At 71.9% G+C, this 21060-nt stretch carries 22 protein-coding genes; 12 read left to right on the top strand and 10 right to left on the bottom strand.

Going from position 1 to position 21060, the window contains the following annotated elements; genetic code table 11:
- Positions 1-52: 52 nt before the first annotated feature.
- Positions 53-1708: a formate--tetrahydrofolate ligase gene (locus OV090_RS35550; RefSeq protein ID WP_267709155.1), complete on the bottom strand. Its 1656-nt coding sequence runs from the start codon at positions 1706-1708 to the stop codon at positions 53-55.
- A 177-nt stretch (positions 1709-1885) separates the two neighbouring features.
- On the bottom strand, positions 1886-2533 hold the full coding sequence (locus tag OV090_RS35545; RefSeq protein WP_267709154.1) for a YiiX/YebB-like N1pC/P60 family cysteine hydrolase: 648 nt from the start codon (positions 2531-2533) through the stop codon (positions 1886-1888).
- A 209-nt stretch (positions 2534-2742) separates the two neighbouring features.
- On the opposite strand from OV090_RS35545, the gene OV090_RS35540 reads away from it, so the two are divergent.
- The 6 genes from OV090_RS35540 to OV090_RS35515 are packed head-to-tail and all read left to right on the top strand — an operon-like array spanning position 2743 to position 8433.
- Positions 2743-4758, top strand: a complete 2016-nt coding sequence (locus tag OV090_RS35540) for an ATP-binding protein (protein ID WP_267709153.1) — start codon at positions 2743-2745, stop codon at positions 4756-4758.
- The gene (locus OV090_RS35535; protein ID WP_267709152.1) at positions 4755-5402 is read left to right on the top strand and encodes a serine/threonine protein kinase; all 648 of its coding nucleotides are present in this window, start codon (positions 4755-4757) and stop codon (positions 5400-5402) included. Before OV090_RS35540 ends, OV090_RS35535 begins: the two co-directional genes overlap by 4 nt.
- Positions 5402-5989 (top strand): SpoIIE family protein phosphatase, encoded by a 588-nt coding sequence (locus OV090_RS35530; protein ID WP_267709151.1) that lies wholly within the window; start codon positions 5402-5404, stop codon positions 5987-5989. Before OV090_RS35535 ends, OV090_RS35530 begins: the two co-directional genes overlap by 1 nt.
- Positions 5990-5993: 4 nt before the next feature.
- Positions 5994-6449: an STAS domain-containing protein gene (locus OV090_RS35525; protein ID WP_267709150.1), complete on the top strand. Its 456-nt coding sequence runs from the start codon at positions 5994-5996 to the stop codon at positions 6447-6449.
- Between the two features lie 23 nt (positions 6450-6472).
- Positions 6473-7603, top strand: coding sequence for an STAS domain-containing protein (locus OV090_RS35520; RefSeq protein ID WP_267709149.1), 1131 nt, complete (start codon positions 6473-6475; stop codon positions 7601-7603).
- Positions 7600-8433 carry an STAS domain-containing protein gene (locus OV090_RS35515; RefSeq protein WP_267709148.1) on the top strand — a complete coding sequence of 278 codons (834 nt, stop codon included), beginning with the start codon at positions 7600-7602 and terminating at the stop codon, positions 8431-8433. The genes OV090_RS35520 and OV090_RS35515 overlap by 4 nt, the downstream gene beginning before the upstream one ends.
- Before the next feature lie 212 nt (positions 8434-8645).
- Here the strand turns inward: OV090_RS35515 and OV090_RS35510 are convergent, their stop codons facing one another.
- A complete protein-coding gene (locus OV090_RS35510; RefSeq protein WP_267709147.1) occupies positions 8646-9083 on the bottom strand; it encodes an ATP-binding protein in 438 nt (145 codons plus the stop codon).
- A gap of 64 nt (positions 9084-9147) precedes the next feature.
- On the opposite strand from OV090_RS35510, the gene OV090_RS35505 reads away from it, so the two are divergent.
- Positions 9148-9885 carry an expansin EXLX1 family cellulose-binding protein gene (locus OV090_RS35505; protein WP_267709146.1) on the top strand — a complete coding sequence of 246 codons (738 nt, stop codon included), beginning with the start codon at positions 9148-9150 and terminating at the stop codon, positions 9883-9885.
- Between the two features lie 60 nt (positions 9886-9945).
- Here OV090_RS35505 and OV090_RS35500 read toward each other — a convergent pair whose 3' ends face one another.
- Together OV090_RS35500 and OV090_RS35495 are read right to left on the bottom strand one after the other, a co-directional pair.
- Entirely contained in the window at positions 9946-11079 is a 1134-nt protein-coding gene (locus OV090_RS35500; RefSeq protein WP_267709145.1) for a PAS domain-containing protein, read from the bottom strand.
- A gap of 148 nt (positions 11080-11227) precedes the next feature.
- Entirely contained in the window at positions 11228-11788 is a 561-nt protein-coding gene (locus tag OV090_RS35495; protein ID WP_267709144.1) for a helix-turn-helix domain-containing protein, read from the bottom strand.
- A 122-nt stretch (positions 11789-11910) separates the two neighbouring features.
- Between OV090_RS35495 and OV090_RS35490 the strand changes: the two genes are divergently transcribed.
- The 3 genes from OV090_RS35490 to OV090_RS35480 all read left to right on the top strand — a co-directional run bounded on the left by OV090_RS35490 (position 11911) and on the right by OV090_RS35480 (position 14784).
- The gene (locus OV090_RS35490) at positions 11911-12651 is read left to right on the top strand and encodes an SDR family oxidoreductase (protein ID WP_267709143.1); all 741 of its coding nucleotides are present in this window, start codon (positions 11911-11913) and stop codon (positions 12649-12651) included.
- On the top strand, positions 12648-13712 hold the full coding sequence (locus OV090_RS35485; RefSeq protein ID WP_267709142.1) for an S-adenosylmethionine:tRNA ribosyltransferase-isomerase: 1065 nt from the start codon (positions 12648-12650) through the stop codon (positions 13710-13712). Before OV090_RS35490 ends, OV090_RS35485 begins: the two co-directional genes overlap by 4 nt.
- Before the next feature lie 286 nt (positions 13713-13998).
- Positions 13999-14784, top strand: coding sequence for a VOC family protein (locus OV090_RS35480; RefSeq protein WP_267709141.1), 786 nt, complete (start codon positions 13999-14001; stop codon positions 14782-14784).
- Positions 14785-14899: 115 nt separating this feature from the next.
- Here OV090_RS35480 and OV090_RS35475 read toward each other — a convergent pair whose 3' ends face one another.
- From OV090_RS35475 to OV090_RS35460, 4 genes are all read right to left on the bottom strand, one after another.
- Positions 14900-15742, bottom strand: coding sequence for a hypothetical protein (locus OV090_RS35475; protein ID WP_267709140.1), 843 nt, complete (start codon positions 15740-15742; stop codon positions 14900-14902).
- A gap of 374 nt (positions 15743-16116) precedes the next feature.
- The gene (locus OV090_RS35470; protein WP_267709139.1) at positions 16117-16458 is read right to left on the bottom strand and encodes a hypothetical protein; all 342 of its coding nucleotides are present in this window, start codon (positions 16456-16458) and stop codon (positions 16117-16119) included.
- 125 nt (positions 16459-16583) lie between these two features.
- Positions 16584-17462 carry an RNA polymerase sigma factor SigJ gene (sigJ, locus tag OV090_RS35465; protein ID WP_267709138.1) on the bottom strand — a complete coding sequence of 293 codons (879 nt, stop codon included), beginning with the start codon at positions 17460-17462 and terminating at the stop codon, positions 16584-16586.
- 1 nt (position 17463) lies between these two features.
- Positions 17464-17895, bottom strand: coding sequence for a carboxymuconolactone decarboxylase family protein (locus OV090_RS35460; RefSeq protein ID WP_267709137.1), 432 nt, complete (start codon positions 17893-17895; stop codon positions 17464-17466).
- Between the two features lie 292 nt (positions 17896-18187).
- On the opposite strand from OV090_RS35460, the gene OV090_RS35455 reads away from it, so the two are divergent.
- Together OV090_RS35455 and OV090_RS35450 are read left to right on the top strand one after the other, a co-directional pair.
- Complete coding sequence (locus OV090_RS35455; RefSeq protein WP_267709136.1) at positions 18188-18856, top strand: DUF899 family protein; 669 nt, start codon at positions 18188-18190, stop codon at positions 18854-18856.
- A gap of 82 nt (positions 18857-18938) precedes the next feature.
- The gene (locus OV090_RS35450; protein ID WP_267709135.1) at positions 18939-20069 is read left to right on the top strand and encodes a hypothetical protein; all 1131 of its coding nucleotides are present in this window, start codon (positions 18939-18941) and stop codon (positions 20067-20069) included.
- A gap of 75 nt (positions 20070-20144) precedes the next feature.
- On the opposite strand, the gene OV090_RS35445 is transcribed toward OV090_RS35450, so the two are convergent.
- On the bottom strand, positions 20145-20960 hold the full coding sequence (locus OV090_RS35445) for a mechanosensitive ion channel family protein (RefSeq protein ID WP_267709134.1): 816 nt from the start codon (positions 20958-20960) through the stop codon (positions 20145-20147).
- Between the last annotated feature and the right edge of the window lie 100 nt (positions 20961-21060).

Raw genomic sequence — 21060 nt, 5'->3', positions numbered from 1 at the left:
TCCGGACATGTGCGAGCGGGCATGCCCCGAAGAGCATGCCCGCGGGGACAGTCTAGAGGCCGAGCGCGGCGCCGGTAACGGGGTCGAGGTCCATGTCGACGGCGTTCGGGCGGGCGCCCAGCGCCGGCAGGGTGGTGAGCTCGCCGGTCAGGACGGTGGCGAAGCCGGCCCCGGCGCGGACCAGGACGTCGCGCACCGGCAGGGTGAACGGCCGGGGCAGGCCGCCGTCGGCTGGGTCGTGGGTGGTGGCGAGGTGGGTCTTGGCGACGCACAGCTGCAGCTCGCCGAGGCCCCACTTCTCGATCTGGTTCAGGCGCGTGCGCGCCGACGGGGCCAGCTCGATGCCGGTGGCGCCGTAGACGTTCTTCGCCAGGCTCTCGAGCCGCGGCAGGAGCGGACCTGTCCCTTCGTACTGGTAGCGGAGGTCGGTCGGCCGGGCCGCCTTGACGACCGCGCGCGCCAGCGCCTCGGCCCCGGCGCCGCCGTCGGCGAAGCCGGTGTGGACGGCGAAGCCGGCCCCGAACTCGCGGGCGATGCCCTCGACGACCGCGATCTCGGCGTCGGTGTCGGTGGGGAAGCGATTGAGCGCGACGACCACCGGCGGGCCGAAGTTGGTGGCGATCCGCAGGTGATGCCGCAGGTTGGCGGCGCCCTTCTCGACGGCGGCGACGTCCTCGGTGAGCACGGCCTGATCGAGGGGCTTGCCGAGCACTGCCTTGGCCAGGCCGGCGTGGACCTTGAGCGCGCGCACGGTGCAGACGACGACGACGCAGGCGGGCCGCAGGTTGCCGAGGCGGGCCTTGATGTGGACGAACTTCTCGAGCCCGAGGTCGGTGCCGAAGCCGCACTCGGTGACGACCCACGGGGCGCGCGTGAGGGCCCAGCGGGTGGCGATCAGGCTGCTGTTGCCGTGGGCGATGTTGGCGAACGGGCCGGCGTGGAGGAGCACGGGCGTGCCCTCGCCGGTGCGCGCGAGGGTGGGGTAGAGGGCGTCGCGTAGCAGCACGCTCATGGCCCCGGCCGCGCCGAGCTGCTCGGCCCGCACCGGGGCGCCGCCCTGGTCGGGCCCGAGGACGATGTTGCCGAGGCGCCGCCGCAGGTCGCCGCGATCGTGGGCGAGCGCGAGGATCGCCATGACCTCGCTGGCCTCGTTGATTTCGAAGAAGGACTCGCGCGGGACGCCGTTGAGCGGGCCGCCGAGGCCGGTGATGACCTTGCGCAGGCTGCCGTCGTTGACCGGCGTGACCCGCGAGAAGGCGATCCGCGCCGGGTCGATCTTCAGCGCGTTGCCGTGGCGCAGGTGAGCGTCGAGCATGGCGGCGAGCAGGTTGTGCGCGGCGCCGACGGCCTGGCCGTCGCCGGTGCCGCCGAGGTTGACGCGATCGGAAGGCACGACCTGCGCCTTGCCCCCGCCGGCGCCGCCGCCCTTGGCGCCGAACACCGGGCCGAGCGAGGGCTGCCGCAGGCACGTGAGCGCCGACTCGCCGATCCGCGCGAGGCCCATGCCGAGCGAGATCGAGGTGACTGTCTTGCCCTCGCCGAGCGGGGTGGGGGTGACGGCGGAGACGACGACGAGGTTGCCGTGCGCCGAGCCTTCGCCGGCGGCGACGGTGTCGATCTTGGCGAAGTCGTGGCCGTAGGGGACAAAAGCGCGGCTCTCGGGGTCGAGGCCGAGGTCGCGGGCGAGGTCGACGAGGCGGCGGAGCATCGCCGGATGGTGCCACACGGGCTCTGGCGCGGCGGGACGACGGCCGCGGGCGGGCGGGCTGCGTCACGCCGGTGTTCGGCGCAGGAACGAGGCTGTTCGGCGGCGCCGCCGAACCCCGCGGCGAGCCGGCGCGGCGCGCGGCCGCACGCCGGCGGTGATGAGATCTCTCGTGATGCTTCAGCGAGGTCGGGGGAGATAGCTGGTGCCGACGATCCGCAAGCGAGGATCGGCCACGAGGCTGGCGGGGGTCAGGATCGGGACCGCTGCGAGCGCCGGTCGGCACGCGGCGAGCGAGGGCGCGCCGCGGCAGGCCGGGTGCGCTCGCCAGCGGCGCGTCAGCAACCGTTGCGCGGCCGCGTCGTCGAGCGCGAGATCCCCCAGCGGACGCCACGTGCCCACTGCGACGTCGACTGCGGCGTAGGCGAGGGCCACCAGTTCGCTACAGTAGAGGGCGTCGTCACCTGGCGTAAAGGACAGGTCGTAGGGGCGCCCGAGGTAGCCGGCGGCGGCGGCGACCACGGCGGCGCGCGCGGCGGAGTCGAGCCCGGGGTGGCGCAGAGCCGTGGCCTTGCCGCCGACGCCGCGGGCGAGCCACTCGGGCAGCGGCGTGCGGCGGGTCCGGGCGACGGCTTCGATCACGAAGAGCGCGTCGCCGGTGCGCTCGACGATGCCGACGTGGGTGTAGGGGCTGGCGGTCGCGCCGGCGACGGCGACGGCCTGCGCGCTGCGCGAGGTGTGGAGCAGGATGTCGCCGTCTCGCAGCGCGGCAGTGTCGAGCTCCGGGACCGCGAGCAGGCCGGTGAGCAGGGCGAGCCACACACACATGACGGTAGCAGGGCGGGGAATAGCGTCACGGCCTCGGGCCGCGAACAACCAGCCTGCATGCGGACTGCGAGGTCGCGGCGAGTGCCGGGGAGGTCCCGAAGCCGCGGTCCAGGAAGGACGATGTGCGCTGCGGTCGCCGGAGGGTGCATGCGCGTGCGCGAAAAAGGATCGCACACTGGGGATGCGTTCCCCCATACAATCCAAGCCTCGTGTCTGACGGCGACACCCAGCGCGCGACGCGTGGCGAGGAGACGGCGATGTTCGGGGAGCCAGAGCGAACCTTCGCCAGTTCGAGCTACGCGCGGCTGTTCGCCGCCAGCGACGCGCTGATCTTCGAGATCGACCGCGACGGCCGGTTCGTCGCGGCCAACCCCGCGACCGCGCTGGCGCTCGGCTACATGCCGGAGCAATTGCTCGGCGCGCGCCTGCTCGACCACGTCCACGCCGACGAGCGCGGCACGGTCGAGGTTGGCCTTGCGAACATGTTCGAAAGGCCAGGCGAAGTGCAGGCCCTGCGCACTCGCTTCATCCACCGCGAGGGGCGGACCGTGACGCTGGCGTGGCAGGCGGTGGTCGACGCCGCGGCCGGTCGAGCCTGCGCGATGGCGTCGGACGCCGGCGGGCGCGAGCTGGCCGAGCGGGCCTACGAGCGCGAGCACGCGGCCGCGGCCAAGGCGATCGCCGAGAGCGAGGCGCGGCTCGGGGCGCTGTGCGATCACATCCCGGCGATCGTCTACCTCAAGGACGAGGGCGGGTCGTACGTGTTCATCAACCGCTTCTTCGAGGCGCTGCTCGGGCGCCGCCGCGAGGAGGTGCTCGGCCGCACCGACCGCGAGGTGCTGCCGGCGGCGGCGATCGAGGCGTTCGCCCGCGGCGAGGCGCAGGTGCGCCAGCGCGGGGCGACGGTCGAGATCGAAGAGGTGCTGCACGGCCTCGGCGACGGCGCGCGCACGTTCTACTCGGTGCGGTTCCCGCTGCGCGCGAGCGACGGCAAGATCGCGGCGATCTGCGGGGTGTCGACCGACATCTCCGGGCGCAAGTCGGCCGAGGCGCAGCTGGTCGAGCTCAACGAGTCGCTCGAGCGCCGCGTCGCCGAGCGCACCGCGGCCGCCGAGGACGCGTCGCGGGCCAAGAGCGAGTTCCTGGCGCGCATGAGCCACGAGCTGCGCACGCCGCTCAACGCGATCCTCGGCTACAGCGAGCTGCTCGAGGACGAGATGCGCGAGCGCGGCACGCAGACGTGGCTCGCCGACCTGCTGCGCATCCGCGCCGCCGGCAAGCACCTGCTCAGCCTGATCAACGACATCCTCGACATCTCGAAGATCGAGGCCGGCAAGATGCTGGTCCACATCGAGGAGTTCACGGTCGCGGGGTTGATCGACGAGGTGGTGGCGACCAGCCGCCCGCTGATCGAGAAGAACCGCAACGCGTTCCGCCTCGAGATCAGCCCCAGCGTCGGGTCGATGCGCTCCGACCCGCTGAAGATCCGGCAGTGCCTCTTGAACTTGCTGAGCAACGCCGGCAAGTTCACCAACTCGGGCCAGGTCGAGTTCAGCGTGGCGCGCCAGATCGTCAACGGCCGCGCGTGGATCCTGTTCCGCGTGTCCGACACCGGCATCGGCATCGCCCAGGAGAACATCGGCCAGCTGTTCCGCGAGTTCTACCAGGTCGACTCGTCGTCGACGCGCCGCTACGGCGGCACCGGACTCGGCCTGGTGATCACGCAGCGGCTGTGCCACATGCTCGGCGGCGACATCCGCGTCAGCAGCCGGCCGGGGCAGGGCTCGATCTTCACGCTCGAGCTGCCCGCGGTCCACATCGAGGCCGGCGGCTCCGAGGTGGCGCTCGAGCTCGACGTGTTGAGCGAGAAGGATGTCGCTCGCGCCCGCGTGGCCGCGCGCGAGCTGTGCCAGAAGCTCGGCGCGCGCCCGCTGTCGCTGCAGAAGATCGCCACCATCATCAGCGAGCTCGCGCGCAACATGGTGCTCTACGCGGGCGGAGGCAAGGTCGTGGTCGGATCGGTGGGCGCCGAGCGCAAGTGCGTGTTCATCCGCGCCGTCGACGAGGGCTCCGGCATCGCAGATGTCGATGCGATCCTCGCCGGGCGCAAGGTCAGCCGCAACGGCCGCGGTCTCGGCCTCATCGGCACCAAACGTCTGGCCGACGGGTTCCGGCTCCACACCGGCCCGACCGGCACATGGATCGAGGCGGAGGTCAACCTGTGACCGATCTGCGAGGCAAACCACCAGGTGGCTCCGGAGGCCTGGACGACGCCGCGCTGCTGTCGGTGCTGGCGCGCTACGTCGGCACGGCGCGGGGCCAGGGCATCTTGCTGCGCGCGCGCACCGAGCTGCGCGGGCGACCGGCCACCGACAGCCAGCTGATCGCGCGCCTGGTCGAGGGCGTGCGCAGCTTCGTCGGCGAGCTCGAGTCGCGCAAGGCGTTCGCCGAGCTGACGCGGGCCGCGTCGCCCAAGACCGTCGAGGCGATCGAGATCGACGTGAAGATCGAGGCGGACATCGCCCGCGCCCGTCTGGCCGCGCGCGACATCTGCATGGCCCTCGGGACATCTGCGCTGATCCTGCAGAAGCTGGCCACCGTGGTCAGCGAGCTGGCGCGCAACCAGGTGCTCTACGCCGGCGGCGGCAAGCTGGTCATTCGGCCATGTCCGAGCGGGCGCCGCTGCATGCACGTGGTCGGCAGCGACAAGGGCGGCGGCATCAAGAACCTGCCGGAGATCATGTCCGGCAAGTACAAGAGCCGCAGCGGGCTCGGGCTCGGGATCCTCGGGACCAAGCGCCTGTCGGACAAGTTCGAGATCGAGACCGGACCTACGGGCACCCGGATCGAGGTCGAGGTCAACTACTGATGTGGAAGACCGCCTACCGGACGAGCCCGAAGACGGGCGAGCGCGAGAACGGCGACGCCGTGCTCGTCCGTCGCGGCCCCGAGGCGATCACGCTGGCCGTGATCGACGGCCTCGGGCACGGGCGCATGGCGGCGCTGGCCTCCCACGCGGCCGTCGAGTGCCTCAACCGCTTGCCGCTCGCAGTCGACCTCGAGGAGGCGATGCGGGCGGTCCACGAGGCGCTCCGCGGCACCCGCGGCGCGGCGGCGGCGGTGTGCCAGCTGGGCGCGACGCCGACGAGCTCGCCGGGCACGGTGTCGTTCGTCTGCTGCGGCGTCGGCAACGTCGAGATCCGCTGCCTCGGCGCCAAGCTGCCCATTCTTCTCAGCCCCGGAGTGCTCGGCGCGCGCGTGCAGAGCTTCCGGATCTGCCGCGGCGAGCTGCCGTCGGGCGCGCGGCTCGTCATGTTCTCCGACGGCATCTCGCAGCGGGCTCCGCTCGACTCGCTGCGCCAACAAGATCCCGACTCCTTGTGCGACACCCTGATGCGCGAGCACCGCAAGCCGGACGACGACGCCAGTGTGCTCGTCTGCGATACCGAGGCATAAGGCCATGAAGACCTTCGAGAACCGCATCCCCGTCATTCAGCTCTGGCAGCGCATCGTCGTCCCCTTGCAGGGCGATGTGACCGACGAGACAGCCGCGTTCCTGGTCGACGACGTGTTGCGGACGATCCGCGACACCTCGGCGGCCGGGCTCGTCATCGACGTCACGGGCATGTGGACGATGGACAGCCACCTCTGTCACGTGATCGCCAACCTCGCCGCGGCGGCCCGGCTGATGGGCACGCCGACGGTCATCTGCGGCATGAGTGCGCCGATCGCCATGACGCTGCAGACGATGGGCGCCGACTTCCGCCTGGCCCAGACGGCGCTGACCCTCGAGGACGCGCTCGAGCGCCTCGGCGTCAGCGCGGTGGTCAGCGAGCTCGAGCCCGACGACGCGTTCGACGACCTGACGCCGGAGACGATCACCAGCGCGGCGTCGTTCGCCAAGTCCGCCGAGTAATCCGCACTCACCCCATTCCCCCCATGACCGCCCTCGCCCCAGGCAAGCTCGACATCGCCGGCGTCAGCCACGAGTGGGACCTCGTGCGCGGCGAGCTGCGTATCGGCGGCCTGCCGAGCGTGACGATGTTCCGCGACTCGTCGCTCGCGCGGCTGATGTCGGCGTTCCTGACGATGGTCGGTCCGCGCCGCTTCGCGCTGGCGCTGCAGGCCGAGGGCGTGCGCAGCACCGACGGCGACTGGCGCGTCATCTCGGGCTTCCCGAGCTTCGAGCAGGGCTTCGTCGAGCTGGCCAAGTACGCGGCGGTGTCGGGCTGGGGCGGCTGGGAGCTGGTCGACCTCGACCGCGCGGCCAAGGTCGCGGTGTTCCGCGTGACGAACGGGTGGGAGAGCGTCCTGCCGCGCGACGGCAGCGCGTTCAACGGCGGGCTCATCGCCGGCAAGCTGACGGGGCTGTGCCAGCGGGTGTTCGAGACGCCCTGCTGGCCGCGGCAGACGGCTTTCACCAGCGACGGCGACGCGTTCGACGAGTTCGTGATCGAGGCCTCGAACCGCTCGCTCGACGACGAGATGCGCGAGCTGGCGGCCGACGATCAGGCGACCGCGGCCGACCTGCAGCAGATGCTGGCGACGGTCCACGCCAGCGCGGCGGCCCGCGAGGCGGCGCTGGCCGAGCGCGACCGGATGGTCGCGGAGCTGCAGGAGAAGATCGACGTGATCGCCGAGCAGCGGCAGGCGATCCTCACCCTGTCGACGCCGATCATCGAGCTGTGGGACGAGGTCGTCGCCGTGCCGCTGGTCGGCTCGATCGACGCTTGCCGCGCGGCGCAGGTGATGGAGCGGCTGCTCGAGGCCATCCTGCAGCGCCGGGCCCGCTGCGCCATCCTCGACCTCACCGGCGTCGAGACGCTCGACACCGCCACCGCCGACAACTTCCTCCGCATCGTCCGCGCCGTGAAGCTGCTCGGCGCCCAGGGGATGATCGCCGGGATCGGCCCGCACGTCGCCCAGACGCTGGTCGGCCTCGGCGTCGACTTGACGGCGATCCCCACTTTCTCCAACCTCCGCGAGGCCCTCAAGGCCCATATCGTCGCGCCGCGCCGCGCCGCGCCGCCGACCGCGACTATGTCGAATGTTAAGGAGCTGAGCCGATGAGCGCAGAGCCACAGTCCAACGTTGCATCCTTCAAGGCGATGTTCGCCGGCCTCGCGGATTTCGCGGCGCTGGTGGCGCCGAGCGGGGCGGTGCTGCACATCAATGGGTCGGGCCTGCGCCTGGTCGATCGCGCCTCCGACGAGCTCCAGGGCCTCACGATCGACCAGCTGAGCCCGCACGCGGCTCATCTGATCGGCGAGTGGATCCCGGCGGCCGTCGCCGCCGGCCAGTGGGAAGGCGAGGCCGAGCTGCGGCGCCCCGACGGCTCGTCGGTGCCGGTGCAGCTGACGATCGCCCCGATCCGCGACGACGGCCGCGTCAGCGCGGCCGCGATCGTCGCCCGCGACCTCAGCGAGGGGCTCCGCCTCGAGGAGGAGCTGCAGCGGCGATTCCTGCAACAAGAGGCGATCACGGCCGCGACCTCGACTCCTATCATTCAGGTGTGGGACGACATCGTCACCATGCCGGTGGTCGGCCTGGTCGACAGCGTCCGCGCGGCCGACATGAAGAACACGCTGCTCGAGGCGGTGTCCCGCACCGGCGCCCGCTTCGCCATCGTCGACCTCACCGGCGTCGACACCGTCGACACCGCCACCGCCGACCACCTGCTCCGCGTGATGCGGGCGGTCCGCCTGCTCGGGGCCCGCTGCGTCATCACCGGCATCCAGCCGGCGGTCGCCCAGATCATCGTCGGCCTCGGCCTCGAGCTGCAGGGCGTGGTCACGCTCCGCAGCCTCCGCGAGGGCCTGCGCTTCTGTCTGCGCCGGCTCGGCTTCCGCGTCACCCGCGAGGAGCAAGTCCTCGACCTCGCCGCCATCGCGGCGTCCTGAGCGCCCGGAGAGGGCCCCCCGGCGAGCGCGCGGCGGTCTTCGTCGCGCGCTCGGTCGTTTCAGCGGGGCGAGAGGCGGGGAAGAATTTCAGGACATGACCCTCGAGCCATGTCCATCGGGACAGACATCGAGCGCGCCAACTGTCTCGAACAGCCGCGGCCCAATCTCAGGACATGTCTGTTCGAGCATGTCCCGAGGACATGGCCCGAGCGTCACTGCCGGCCCGGGCGCACGAGGTAGCGGGTGGCGACGATGCGCTTGCCCTTGGGCAAGGTCTCCTGGACCAGGCGGTCGCTGAGGCGGAGCGCCGCGCCGAGGCCGCTGCCGAGGCCGCGCCGGCGCATCCGCTCCTCCGGCGGGATCGGCCCCTTCGCGGTGTGACCGTCGAGCAGCGCCGTCTCGAGGTCGGCGATCGGCGGGCTGCCGTCGATCGCCGCGACGACCAGCGCAGGGCCGTGCGGGCCGTTCGTCATCGCCAGCTCGATCTCCCCGCCGCCCGCGTGGCGCACCAGGTTCCACGCCAGCTCCGAGGTGACGAGCGCGACCTCCTGGGCCGCCAGCCGCGGGAAGCCCTCTTGCAGCGCGAGGCGTTCGGCAGCCACGCGGGCGCCGATCACATCGGCCTCGGTAGTCACGCGGTAACGACCCACGGCTTCGATGGTATCACCGTTCCCCTGCGTTGACAGGGTGGTTCGCGCGTGGCCTGCTGGTGTCATGAGCGGAGCTCGCGGCATGTGGGTGGCGGTGTCGGTGTGTCTGGCGTGCGGCGGCGGCGGCGGCGGCAGCGGCACTGCGGACGCGGACGCGGACAGCGATACAGGCGTTCCGAGCGGGGGCGGCGAGGTGTGCGAAGGCGAGGTCCACACCGGCGAGGCGACCTATTACGCGGCCAACGGCAGCGGCAATTGCAGCTTCGACGCGAACCCTGGCGACCCGATGGTGGCGGCGATGAACATCGTCGATTACGCGGCCTCGGCGGTGTGCGGCGCGTGCGTCGCGATCGACGGACCGGACGGATCGATCATTGTCCGAATTGTGGACAGTTGTCCGGGATGTCCGCAGGGCGACATCGATCTGAGTGAAGGCGCATTCCCGATGATCGCCGCCATGGAGCTCGGCCGCGTGCCGATCTCCTGGCGCTACGTGTCGTGCGCGACCAGCGGCCCCATCGTCTATCGCTTCAAGGAGGGCAGCAGCCAGTGGTGGACCGCAGTGCAGGTCCGCGGGCACAAAAACCCGATCGCCTCGCTCGAGTTCAAGGACGAGGGCGGCCAGTGGCAGGCCGTGCCGCGCCTCGACTACAATTATTTCGTGGCCGAGCAGGGCATGGGCCCCGGGCCGTACGCGTTCCGCGTCACCGACACTGCCGGCAATGTCCTCGAGGACAGCAACGTCCCGCTCGTCGAGGCCGGCGAGGCGCCGGGCGCCGGTCAGTTCCCGGCCTGCGAGTGAGCGGGCCGCAGGTGAAGCTGTCCGAAGAGACATGTGGCTCGCGCGGGCGCGGGCGCGGGCTCAGGCGCCGGCGGTCGGGGGGGCGGGGCGCTTGCGACCGAGCCGGGTGATGCAGTACTGCAGGGCGTCGCGCAGCTTGGCGTGGACGCCGACGCGGGTGAGGTCGACGCCGAGCGAGACGATCGTCTGCGCGATCACGGGGTGGATGCCGGTCAGGATGCCTTCGGCGCCGAGCAGGCGGATCGCCTGGATCATGCCGATCAGGTGGCTGGCGGTGCCGGTGTCGACGACCTCGACGCCGGTGAGGTCGAGGATGGCGAAGCGGGCCCGCGTGCGCGCGACGGTCTGCAGCAGGTTGTCCATGATCTCGGCGGTGCGCACGCTGTCGATCAGGCCGACGATCGGCAGGGTGATCACGCCGTCCCAGATCTCGATGATCGGGGTCGAGAGCTCGCGGATGACCTCCTGCTGCTTCTCGATCAGGTCGAGCTTGTTCCGCAGCTCGGCCTCGTTGCGCTTGGTGTCGCTGACGTCGAGCGAGATGCCGACCAGGGCGACGCCCGTGGTGCTCTTGACCGGGATGTACCAGTGCATCCAGTGCACGCCGTAGGTCTCGGACTGGACGCCGATCACCGGCTCGCCGGCCAGCGCCGTCCGCACCTCGGCGTGGCCCGTCTCGTTGGCGTAGACCTCGAACATGTTGGCGCCGACGAACTGGTGCGCCTGCAGGCCGGCGTCCCGCATCGCCTTGCCGTCCTGGAACAGGAACACGCCGTCGCGGTCGAGCGCCCAGGTGCTGATGTCGAGGGTGTCGAGCAGGGTGGCGAGGATGGTGCGCTCGAGGTCGCCGCGGCGGGCCTCGGTCTCGCGGGCGGTGACGTCGTGGCCGTAGAGCGCCGCGCCGGTGACCTGGCCGTCGCCGTCGCGCAGCACCTGCGCCCACGACTCGAACATCAGCTCGCGCCCGGAGAGGGCGACCGCGCGGACACGCGGCGCCTCGCCGTCGGGCGTCAGCGCGGCGCTCCAGGCCGCGGGATCGCCCGACACCGGCGCCACCTCGGCGACCGGCTTGCCGAGGGCCTCCGTCGCGCTGACGCCGAACACCTGCTCCGCCCGGCGGTTCCAGCCGGTGACGCGGAGCTGCGGGTCCAGCTCGATGACGACGTGAGGGGCCGTGCTGCTGCGTTCGTCCATGGGCCCTCAAGAGTACCCAGTTCGTGGGGGGGAAAGCACGCATCCGCGAAGGCGGGCAGCTCGCCGCCGTACATGTCGGTGCATCGAGCTGCCTGGCGATTGGGACATGCCCGAAAAGACAGGCGGCGAAGCGCGCGCCGCGTGCTCGTCAGCCGGCTGGCGGCGCGAGGGTGATGACGCTGTAGGCGATCGCGGCCGCGCCGCCGGAGTTGCGGTAGCCGTGGGGCTGGTCGCCGCGGAACACGACGACGTCGCCGGGCCCCAGCTTCCACACGCGGCCCGACTCGCTGAGCTCGATCTCGCCGCGCTCGCACGTCAAATACTCGCGGGTGCCGGGGGTGTGCGGGATGCCCGACATGCTCGCGCCCGCGGGCAATTCCATGCGCTCGAGCTCGAGGCCGACGATCGGCTCCGGGAGCAGCCGGCGCACGCGGACCTTTCCGCGCTGGCGGGTGGGCAAGGCCGCGGCGGCGTAGAACTTCGAGGTCGTGCGCGGGGGGCTGATCAGCTCCTCGAGCGAGACCTGCAGCGCGGAGGCGACCTTGATCAGGACGGTCAGCGTCGGGTTGGCGGCGCCGCTCTCGAGGTTGGCCCAGGTCGGCCGCGGCACGCCGGCGACCTTGGCGATCTGCTGCTGCGTCAGGCCGCGGGCCTCGCGGAGCTGGCGGACGTTGTTGCCGAGGTACACGGGGACGGTCTCGTCGTCCATGCGGCGATGGTGGCCGGGACGGCCCGGTCGGCGCAATAACCTCGTGACAACCAAATAGCAGCGCGGTTGGTAAACGGGCCGGGCCGCTCCAGCCTGAGGACAGACCCAAAGGAGCTGCTGAAATGACCACGAATCAAGATTTTGCCGGCACCGTCGCGCTCGTCACCGGGGCGAGCCGCGGCCTCGGGCTCGCGCTGGCGCGCGAGCTCGGACGGCGAGGGGCCCGGGTGGGGCTGGTCGCCCGCGAGGCGACGGCGCTGACTGCCGCGGTCGCCGGGCTGCGGGCGGAGGGCGTCGTCGCCGAGGCGATCGTCGGCGACGTCGGCGACAAGCGGGCGATCCACCCGATCGCCCACCAGGCGGCGGCGCTGCTCGGACCGGTCGACCTGCTGATCCACAACGCCAGCACTCTCGGGCCGACGCCGCTGCGGCTGCTGCTCGACACCGAGTGCGAGGATTTCGAACGCGCGCTGCAGGTCAACCTGCTCGGGCCGTTCCGCCTGAGCAAGGTGATCGCCGGGGCGATGGCGCTGCGCGGGCGCGGCACGATCGTCCACGTCTCGTCCAACGCCGCCGTCGAGGCCTACCCGCGCTGGGGCGCCTACGGGGCGTCCAAGGCGGCGCTCGACCACCTGAGCCGGACCTGGGCGGCCGAGCTCGAGGGCACCGGCGTGCGCGTGCTGGCGGTCGACCCCGGCGAGATGGACACGCAGATGCACGCCGACGCGATCCCCGAGGCCGACCGCGCCAGCCTGGCCGACCCGGTCGACGTCGCGCGGGCGATCGCGGCGCTCGTGCACGACCCGGCGGCGCGCTCGGGCGACCGCGTGCGCGCCGAGGCGTGGCGGGAGGGCCGGCGATGAACCCCGCGACCGCTCCCCGTGACGACCGGGCCGACGCCCGGCTGCTGCTCCTCGATCCGCGCACCGGGGTCCACGCCGACGCGCGCGTGCGCGACCTGCCGCGCTGGCTCGGCGCGGGCGACCTGCTGATCGTCAACGACGCCGCGACCCTGCCGGCGTCGCTGCGGGCCCGCGTATGGCGAAAAGACCATGTCTCCGAGGACATGTTATCCGAGGACGTCGAGATCCGCCTGACCGGCGTGGGCGCGTCGACCTGGCGCGTCGCGGTGCTCGGCGCCGGCGACTGGCGCACGCCGACCGAGCGGCGCGCCCCGCCGCCGGCGCTGCAGGTCGGCGACCGGCTGGTGTTCAGCGAGGCGCTGGCGGCCGAGGTCGTGGGCGTGTCCGCGATCTCGCCGCGGCTGTGCGAGCTCCGCTTCGACCGCGAGGGCGCGGCGCTGTGGGGCGCGCTGTACCGCCTGGGCCGCCCGGTCCAGTACGCCTACGTGGCCGAGCCGCTGGCGCTGTGGTCGGTGCAGACGGTGTTCGCGGCGCGGCCGTGGGCGGCGGAGATGCCATCGGCGGGTCGGCCGCTCGACTGGGAGACGTTGCTGGCGCTGCGCCGCGCCGGGGTCGAGATCGCAGCGGTGACCCACGCTGCCGGCCTGTCGTCGGTCGGCGACCCCGAGCTCGACGCGGCGCTGCCCTTGCCCGAGCGCTTCGACGTGCCGGAGGCCACTGTCGCCGCGATCGCCCGCGCCCGCGCCCGCGGCGGGCGAGTGATCGCCGTCGGCACCACGGTGGTCCGCGCGCTCGAGGGCAACGCGCGCCGCTTCGGCGCGCTGCAGGCCGGCAGCGGCGAGACCGACCTGGTCCTCGGGCCAGACTTCGTCCCGCGCGTGGTCGACGGGGTGGTCACCGGCATGCACGGGCCGGGCGAGAGCCACTTCGAGCTGCTGCGGGCGTTCGCCGGCGAGGCCGCGCTGCGGGCCGGGTTCGAGCACGCGGCCGCGGCCGGCTACGTGGCCCACGAGTTCGGCGACGCGGCGCTGATCGTGCCCGGGCTGGCGCGGGCGGCGTGAGCGACACTCCTGTCCGCGAGGACAGGTTGTACAGGAGCGAGGATGTCCGAAGGGACATGTCATTCCTGCCGCGCGGCTGCGGTCGCGGTCCGACGCTCGAGGTCTCGCGACCTCGGGCCGATCGCGCCGGTCCACATCGTTGCTCGCTCCGCTAGAACATGTTCTTGAGGACAGACCGTCACCTCCGCGTCGCATCCGCGTGTTGCAGCCGGCGGGAGACGCGAGGGGTTGACGGGGTTGGTGCGGAGGGAGTACGCAGGAGCGAACTCGCGCACGGAGCACGAAGATGACACAACGGACCGGATACCCCGACGGGGCCCCCTGCTGGGCCGATCTCAACACCCCCGACCTCGACGGCGCCAGGCGCTTCTACACGGGATTGTTCGGCTGGACCTTCGACGAGCCGGTGGCCGCGTTCGGCCACTACACGACCGCCCGCCTCGGCGGCCGCAGCGTGGTCGGCATGGCGCCGAAGATGCCCGACCAGCAGGACATGCCCTCGGCGTGGAGCGTGTACCTCAAGACCTCCGACGCCGACGCGACCGTGCGCCGGATCGAGGACGCCGGCGGCAAGCTGCTGGTGCCGCCGATGGAGATCCCCGTCCAGGGCCGCATGGCGTTCGCGTTCGACTCGACCGGCGCGGCGTTCGGCCTGTGGCAGCCGGCCTCGCACACCGGCGCGCAGGCGTTCGACGAGACGGGGGCGATGTGCTGGCACGAGGTCAACACGCGCGGCGGCACCAAGGCCGACGCGTTCTACCGCAGCCTGTTCCCCTACGAGCAGCAACAGGTCGGCGACGGCGAGAAGTTCGACTACGTGGTCTACCACCTCGAAGGTCAGGCCATCGGCGGGCGTATGCAGATGACCGCCGAGTGGGGCGACCTGCCGGCCCACTGGATGACCTACTTCCGCGTCGAGGACACCGACGCGAGCACCGCCCGCGTGCGCGAGCTCGGCGGCAACCTCCTGCACGGGCCGTTCGACTCGCCGCACGGCCGCATCGCAGTGGTCTCCGACCCCTACGGCGCGGTCTTCTCGATCATCAGCCCGGCCCCGACCCCCGCGTCGTGAGGTCGACCTGCCGCGCGCCCGACTTTCGGCGGGCGCCCGAGCCTGGCGCTTCGGACATGTCTCGCGGGACATGTCCTTTCGATCGGGCGCTGTCGGCGACCTGCCGTCGTGGCGCTCACTCGTAGTCGTAGATCGTCGGCATCGACTCGGGGAACGCGGCCGGCTCGACCGGGCCGTGGCCGAACAGCGCCGTCAGCCGGGCGCAGCGCTCGGGCTGGACGGCGGGATCGCAGCGGTCGTACTCGCGCCGCAGGTCGGCGAACGCGACCGTCTCGAAGTCGGGGAAGCGCAGAGCGTCGGACACGAACGCCTGCGGGTACTCCGGCGCCGGCGCCTCGCTGCCGTGGCAGATGCCGCAGCCCGTGCCGTCCTCGCCGTCGAAGATCCGGGTGAACGGGGCGTCGTGGGCGATCGGGTCGGCGAGGGGGAATCCGATCTCGCCCTTGATCGACCGCGTCGGAGTCACGAGCTCGCCGAACTCGAGCAGGTCGAAGCCGTGGCCGTCGACCGCGACCGACATGACGAGCTCGCCGGCGAACAGGAACAGGCGCGGGCTGGCCTCGCCCACCGCCGGCTGCAGGCTGATCACGCTCTTGGTCGCGGCGATCGCCAGCGGTCGCTCGAGGCGCTCGAGGAAGCAGTCGAGGGTGAGCGGCTGCGGCAGCCCGTTGATGAACGCGACCGCCTCGCCGATCGTGCGCGGGGACGCGGTGAGGGTGGTCGGCTCGGCACACGCCGTCGGCGGCGGCGGTGGTTCGCCGGTGGTCGGTCCGGTCGCGCCGGTGGTCTCGCTCGGGGCCGGCTCGCCGGTCGAGGTGCTCGCCTGGGTGGGCCCCGGCTCGGGCGTCGATGCGCCGCCGTTGCACGCGGCTGCGAGCGCCAAGAGGCCGCCCGCGATCGCGCGCGGCCACGCCTGCCTCCCTCGCGTCACTGCCTGCCCCGCCACGTCGGTGGTCACCTTACCGCCGGGGCGCCGCGGGCTCAATCAGCCGCGACCGGAGGTCGCGTGGGCCCGCGTCCGCATCGCGGCCCGCGGCCGTGCGCAGGGGCCACCGTGGCCTCGCGTCCGCGCCCCAGCGAGATACACGAACTCGTGATCCAGCGTCCGTGCGCGCGCACGTGGCGAGAGCTCACCCTGCGTCACCCGAGCCGCGCGAAACGCTCGCCTGTCCGAATGGACATATTTTTTGAAAAAAAGAAACGAGTGTCTGCGAGGGCCCACCTCGGAGTGCCCGAGGGCTCGCTCCGAGCATCGCCGGTCGTTCGAGCGGCTCGCTCGGCTGTCCGCGAGGACATCTCAGCACGCTTCGACGCGTCCGCTGCGAGCATGGCTCAAGGGGCATGCTCGATCGGGCATGTCTTCTCGGACACGTCCGAGGCCTCGGCCGCCAGCTCGTCGACGAGGCGGCAGGCGCGGGTGAAGTCGACGCGCTTGTGAAACTCGATGTCGGGCCAGGTCGCGACCACCGGGCCCTTCTTGCACACGTGCAGGCAGCCGATCACTGCCACGCGCACGCGGGAGCCGCTGGCGGCCGCGTAGGCGCGGGTCTGCTCGGCCAGCTGGCGCGAGACCTCGCGCGGGGCGCACGACTTGCCGACGCAGATCACCAGGGCCGGGGTGTCGTCGATCTCGCGCTTGTGCAGGCTCTTGCGGAGCTTTCGCTTCTTGCCCATACAGGTCCGTCCGCGCCGAGTGCCGGCGCGAACGGAGTCTAGCGCCGCGGGGCCGAGCGGCCGCCGCGGACGGCCTGGACGCGCGAAGCCGGCGCTCCGCATCCGGTCGGGCTCGCCAGCGCGAGTCACGGCGTCATTGACGCGAGTCCGACCAGCTTGTCCGGGTTGCGCATGATGTAGATGCCGGTCGCGGCGCCCTGCTCGTCGTAGGCGAACGAGACGGCCGCGAGCGTGCTGCCGTCCGGGGCCCGCAGGACCAGCGCGCGCGTGCCGTTGAGGTCGGGGGCCTCCCACACGAGGGTGCCCCCGACGCGGTGCAGGGTGTCGCGCACGAACGCGAGCACGGCCTCGCGGCCGCGCAGGGTGTCGCGCAGGGCGGCCACCTTGCCGCCGCTGTCGACCTGCAGCTCGACGTCGCTGGCCAGCAGCGCGGCGAGCCGGCCGGTGTGGCCGCCGACGACGGCAGCCTCGAAGGCCGCGAGAAGCTCCTCCTGCCGCTCGCGCGGGGTGACGTGGCGGACGCGGGCCTGCTCGACGTGGCCGCGGGCCCGCGAGACCAGCTTGCGGCAGTTGACCTCGTCCATCTGCAGGGTGCGCGCGGTCTCGGCGTACGAGACGTCGAACACCTCGTGCAGCAGGTAGGCGGCCCGCTCCTTCGGTGTCAGCCGCTCGAGCACCAGCAAGAAGGCGGTGGTCAGCGACGACGCCAGCGAGACGCCGTCGTCGGCCGCCGTCGGCAGCGGCTCGGGTAGCCAGTTACCGACGTACTCGACGCGCGACCGGTGGGCCGAGCGCATCATGTCGATGCAGCGCCGCGTGCACACCGTGGTCAGCCAGCCGCCCGGGTTGTCGACCGCGTCGGTCGTCGCGGCCCGCCACTTGAGCCAGGTGTCCTGGACGGCGTCCTCGGCGTCGGCGCGCGAGCCGAGCAGCCGGTAGGCGAGGCCCAGCAGCATCGGCCGGGCCGCGGCGAACACGTGGTCGTCGTCGTCGAGGTACGTCATGTCAGTGGGTCGAGATCGCCAGGCGGTTGAAGAAGTTGATCATGCCGATCGTGGCCGTCAGCGCCGCGATGTGGTCGTCGCTGAAGTGCTGGCGCAGGCGGGCCCGCAGCGGGCCGTAGTCGGTCTTGCGGTCGAGCACGGTGAGCGCCTCGGTCCACGCCAGGGCGGCCTTCTCGCGCTCGTTGAAGATGTCGACGTGGTCCCAGACGATGAGGCGGTCGAGCCGGTCCCCGGTCTCGCCGTGCGCGCGCGCCTCGCGGAGGTGCATCTCGATGCAATGGACGCAGCCGTTGATCTGCGAGGCCCGGGTGAGCACGAGGTGGTAGATGGTACGATCGAGGCCGTGGCTGTCGATCGCGCGGGCCAGCTCCTTCGCGTGCTTGATGACGTCGGAGAGGTGCTGCTCGAGACGGACGGGATGGGTGTCGCTCATGATGTTCGCTTCCTTCGTAGGCTTGTCGAGCGAGCCGCCCGGGTTGTGACACGCGACGAAGATTTTTTTGTCGGCGCGAGGTCGCGCAGCGGGCGAGACTGCGCGCATGGCGCGGATGAAAAGTCGAGCTGACTCGTGCGACATGTCGCGAGGGACATGTGACTGTCTCTCTGAACATGCCCCTCGAGTCAGGTCGACTCGGAGAGAATTGCAAATCATGTAAGCAGGATTACGCGGCGTGCTGCAGCGAGCGGGCGTTTGCGGGCGCGGCGTCGCGTGCTAGGTTGCCGCCATGGGTCTGACCTTTCCCAATGAATCGGCGGAGTACCGGGCTGCGCGCGAGCGCCTGCTGGCGCGGGAGATCGAGCTGCGGCGGCTCACCGAGGCGGTGGCGCGCGAGCGGCGGGCGCTGCCCGCGGGCGGCGCGGTGCCGGAGGACTACGTGTTCGAGGCGGTGGTGGACGGGGCGGTGAGGCAGGTGCGGCTGTCGCAGCTGTTCGCGCCGGGCAAGGACACCCTGGCGATCTACAGCTACATGTTCGGGCCGGAGCGCGAGCGGCCGTGCAGCATGTGCACGCCGCTGCTCGACGGGCTGAACGCGGCCGAGCCCAACATCCGCCAGCGGCTCTCGCTGGTGGTGGTGGCGGAGTCGCCGGCGTCGCGGCTGGCGGCGTTCGCCGCCGATCGCGGGTGGCGGAACCTGCGGTTGGTGTCGGCCGCGGGCAACCACTACAACCGCGACTACCACGGCAAGGCCGACGGCGGCGACACGACGATGCTCAACGTGTTCCGCCGCGAGGGCGAGGCGGTCCGCCACTTCTGGGGCACCGAGATGGCCCACACCGAAGGCGAGCCCGGGCAGGACCACCGCGGCCTCGACCCGCTCAGCCCGATCTTCGCGATGTTCGACCTCACGCCCGAAGGACGCGGCGACTTCTATACGAAGCTGTCGTATCCGTGACCGCGTGGTGGCGAGCGCGCACGCGTCGTGGCCCCATGTGCGCCGCTTGCCGCACCGGCGCGCGCGCTGATATCGTCGCCGCGTGCCGCCAGCCCGCGCGACGTGGATGATCGGGCCCGCGTGGGATGTCGCCGCGCTGGCGTTCGGATGGTTGCCGTTCTACCTGTGGCTGGTCGTGGGCCTGGGCCTCGGCGCGCAGGCGTTCGGCGGCGCGCCGCTGTCGAAGGGCGAGCTCGAGGCGGCGACTGCGGCCGCAGTGCTGGCGGCGCTGGCGATCAGCTACGTGCATCGCCACTACACCTTCGTGGTGGTGTACGGCGACCGCGAGGTGTTCTCGCAGCGGGCCCGCGCGTACTGGCTGGCGCCGGCGCTGATCGTGACGATCCTGGTGCTCGCCAAGGCCACCGCGGGGCTCGCACCGGCGACGGTGGCGGGCATCAAGCTGTCGCCGTGGCAGATCGCGCTGTTCGTGACCGGGGCGTGGAACATCTGGCACACGCTGCAGCAGCGCTACGGGCTGCTGCGGATCTACGCCGGCAAGCTCGGCGGCGGCACCGAGCGGCCCGAGCAGGCGCGGCGCGACCGGGCGCTGCTCTGGCTGGCGACGGTGAGCGTGGCGGTGGCGCTGCCGCTGCTGCGACCGAAGCTTTTGGCCGGCCACGTCAACGCGCGCAAGGCGGGGCGAGTGCTGGCGCCGCTGGCCGAGGCGTGGTGGGCGTGGGCGCTGCTGGCCGCGCTGGTCGGGGCGCTCGGATGGGTGCTGCTGCGCTGGCTGCAACACGAGCTGCGGGCGCCGGCGACCCCCGGACAACGGGCGCCACGGCTGGCGATGATGGGCTCGACGCTGCTGCTGTTCGCGGTGTTCCTGGTCCACGGGCCGGTGGTCGGCTACCTGTGCTTCGGGACAGCTCACGCGGTCGAGTACATGGCGTTCGTCCACCACTACGGGACGAAGAAGTATGGCCGCGGCGAGCGGCGCGGCGCGGCGGCGGCGGTGCTCGGCGACGTGCGCGTGGCAGTGCCGGCGCTGGCCGGTGGGCTCCTGCTGGTGTTCTGGCTGATCCAGGAGCAGCGCCGCAGCGACGTCTACCTGATCTACTACACCGCGACGTCGTGGCTGCACTTCCTGTACGACGGGTGGATCTGGAAGGTGCGCCGGCCCGAGCTGGCGCGCACGTTAGGGCTCGGGGCGCGGCCTTCAGCTGGCGCTTGAGACATGTTCTAAAGGACAGCAAAGCGCCGGCGGGCGGGGCCCGTCGGCGCTCTCGTGCGCGGGCGTGACGCGGGCTCAGGCGTGGCGCTCGACGTGGTGCGGGGCCGGGACCGGGAGGCCGCCGGTGACCTCGCCGATGACCCGCTGGGTGTCGTCGGCGACCTGACCGAAGTGGAGGTTGTTGCAGAACGGCCGCACGTAGAGGAGGGTGCCGGCGGCGTTGTACTCGAGGATGCCGACCTGCGGGGCCGGCGTCGGGGCGACGTTGGGGATCTGCTGCAGCCGCGCGGCCAGGGCGGCGATGACCTGGTGGGGGTCGACGCCGTGGGCGAGCTGCGCCCGCAGGTCGACGCGACGCACGGGGTTGGCCGAGTAATTGACGATGTTGTCGGAGAACAGCTTGTTGTTGCCGATGAAGACGCGGACGTTGTCGCCGGTGTCGATGGTGGTGGCGAACAGGCCGATCTCGCGGACATCGCCGGTCACGCCGGCGCCGCTGATGGCGTCGCCGACCTTGAACGGGCGCAGGACGACGAGGAAGATGCCGGCGGCGAAGTTGGCCAGGAGGCCCGACCACGCCATGCCGATGGCGACGCCGGCGGCGGCGAGGACCGCGGCGAACGAGGTCGACTCGACGCCGAACAGGCCGAGGATGGCGACCAGCAGGATGATCTTCAGCAGGACGCTGAGGGCGGAGTTGACGTAGTGGCTGAACGTCGGATCGATGCCGCGGGCAGTCATGGCGCTGCGCACGACCCGACCGGCGCCGGAGATGAGGATCCCGCCGACGATCCAGAGGACGATCGCGCCGACCGCCTTCCACGCGAACGGGATCACGTATTGCTGCATGACGGCCGAGACGTCGGGGAATAATTCTGCTGCGACGAGCATGGGTCTCCTGAGCTGCGAGGGGGTAAGTCCGAGGCAAGGGTCGTCGGTTCGTCGCCTCGGTGCAATCACCGCTGAATGCCCGCTGCGGGGCGGAGAAATG

It is taken from the genome of Nannocystis sp. RBIL2 (assembly GCF_026626745.1).
Lineage (GTDB): Bacteria > Myxococcota_A > Polyangia > Nannocystales > Nannocystaceae > Nannocystis.
Note: the sequence above shows the minus strand (reverse complement) of the source record. Positions and strands in the feature narration are given on the sequence as shown.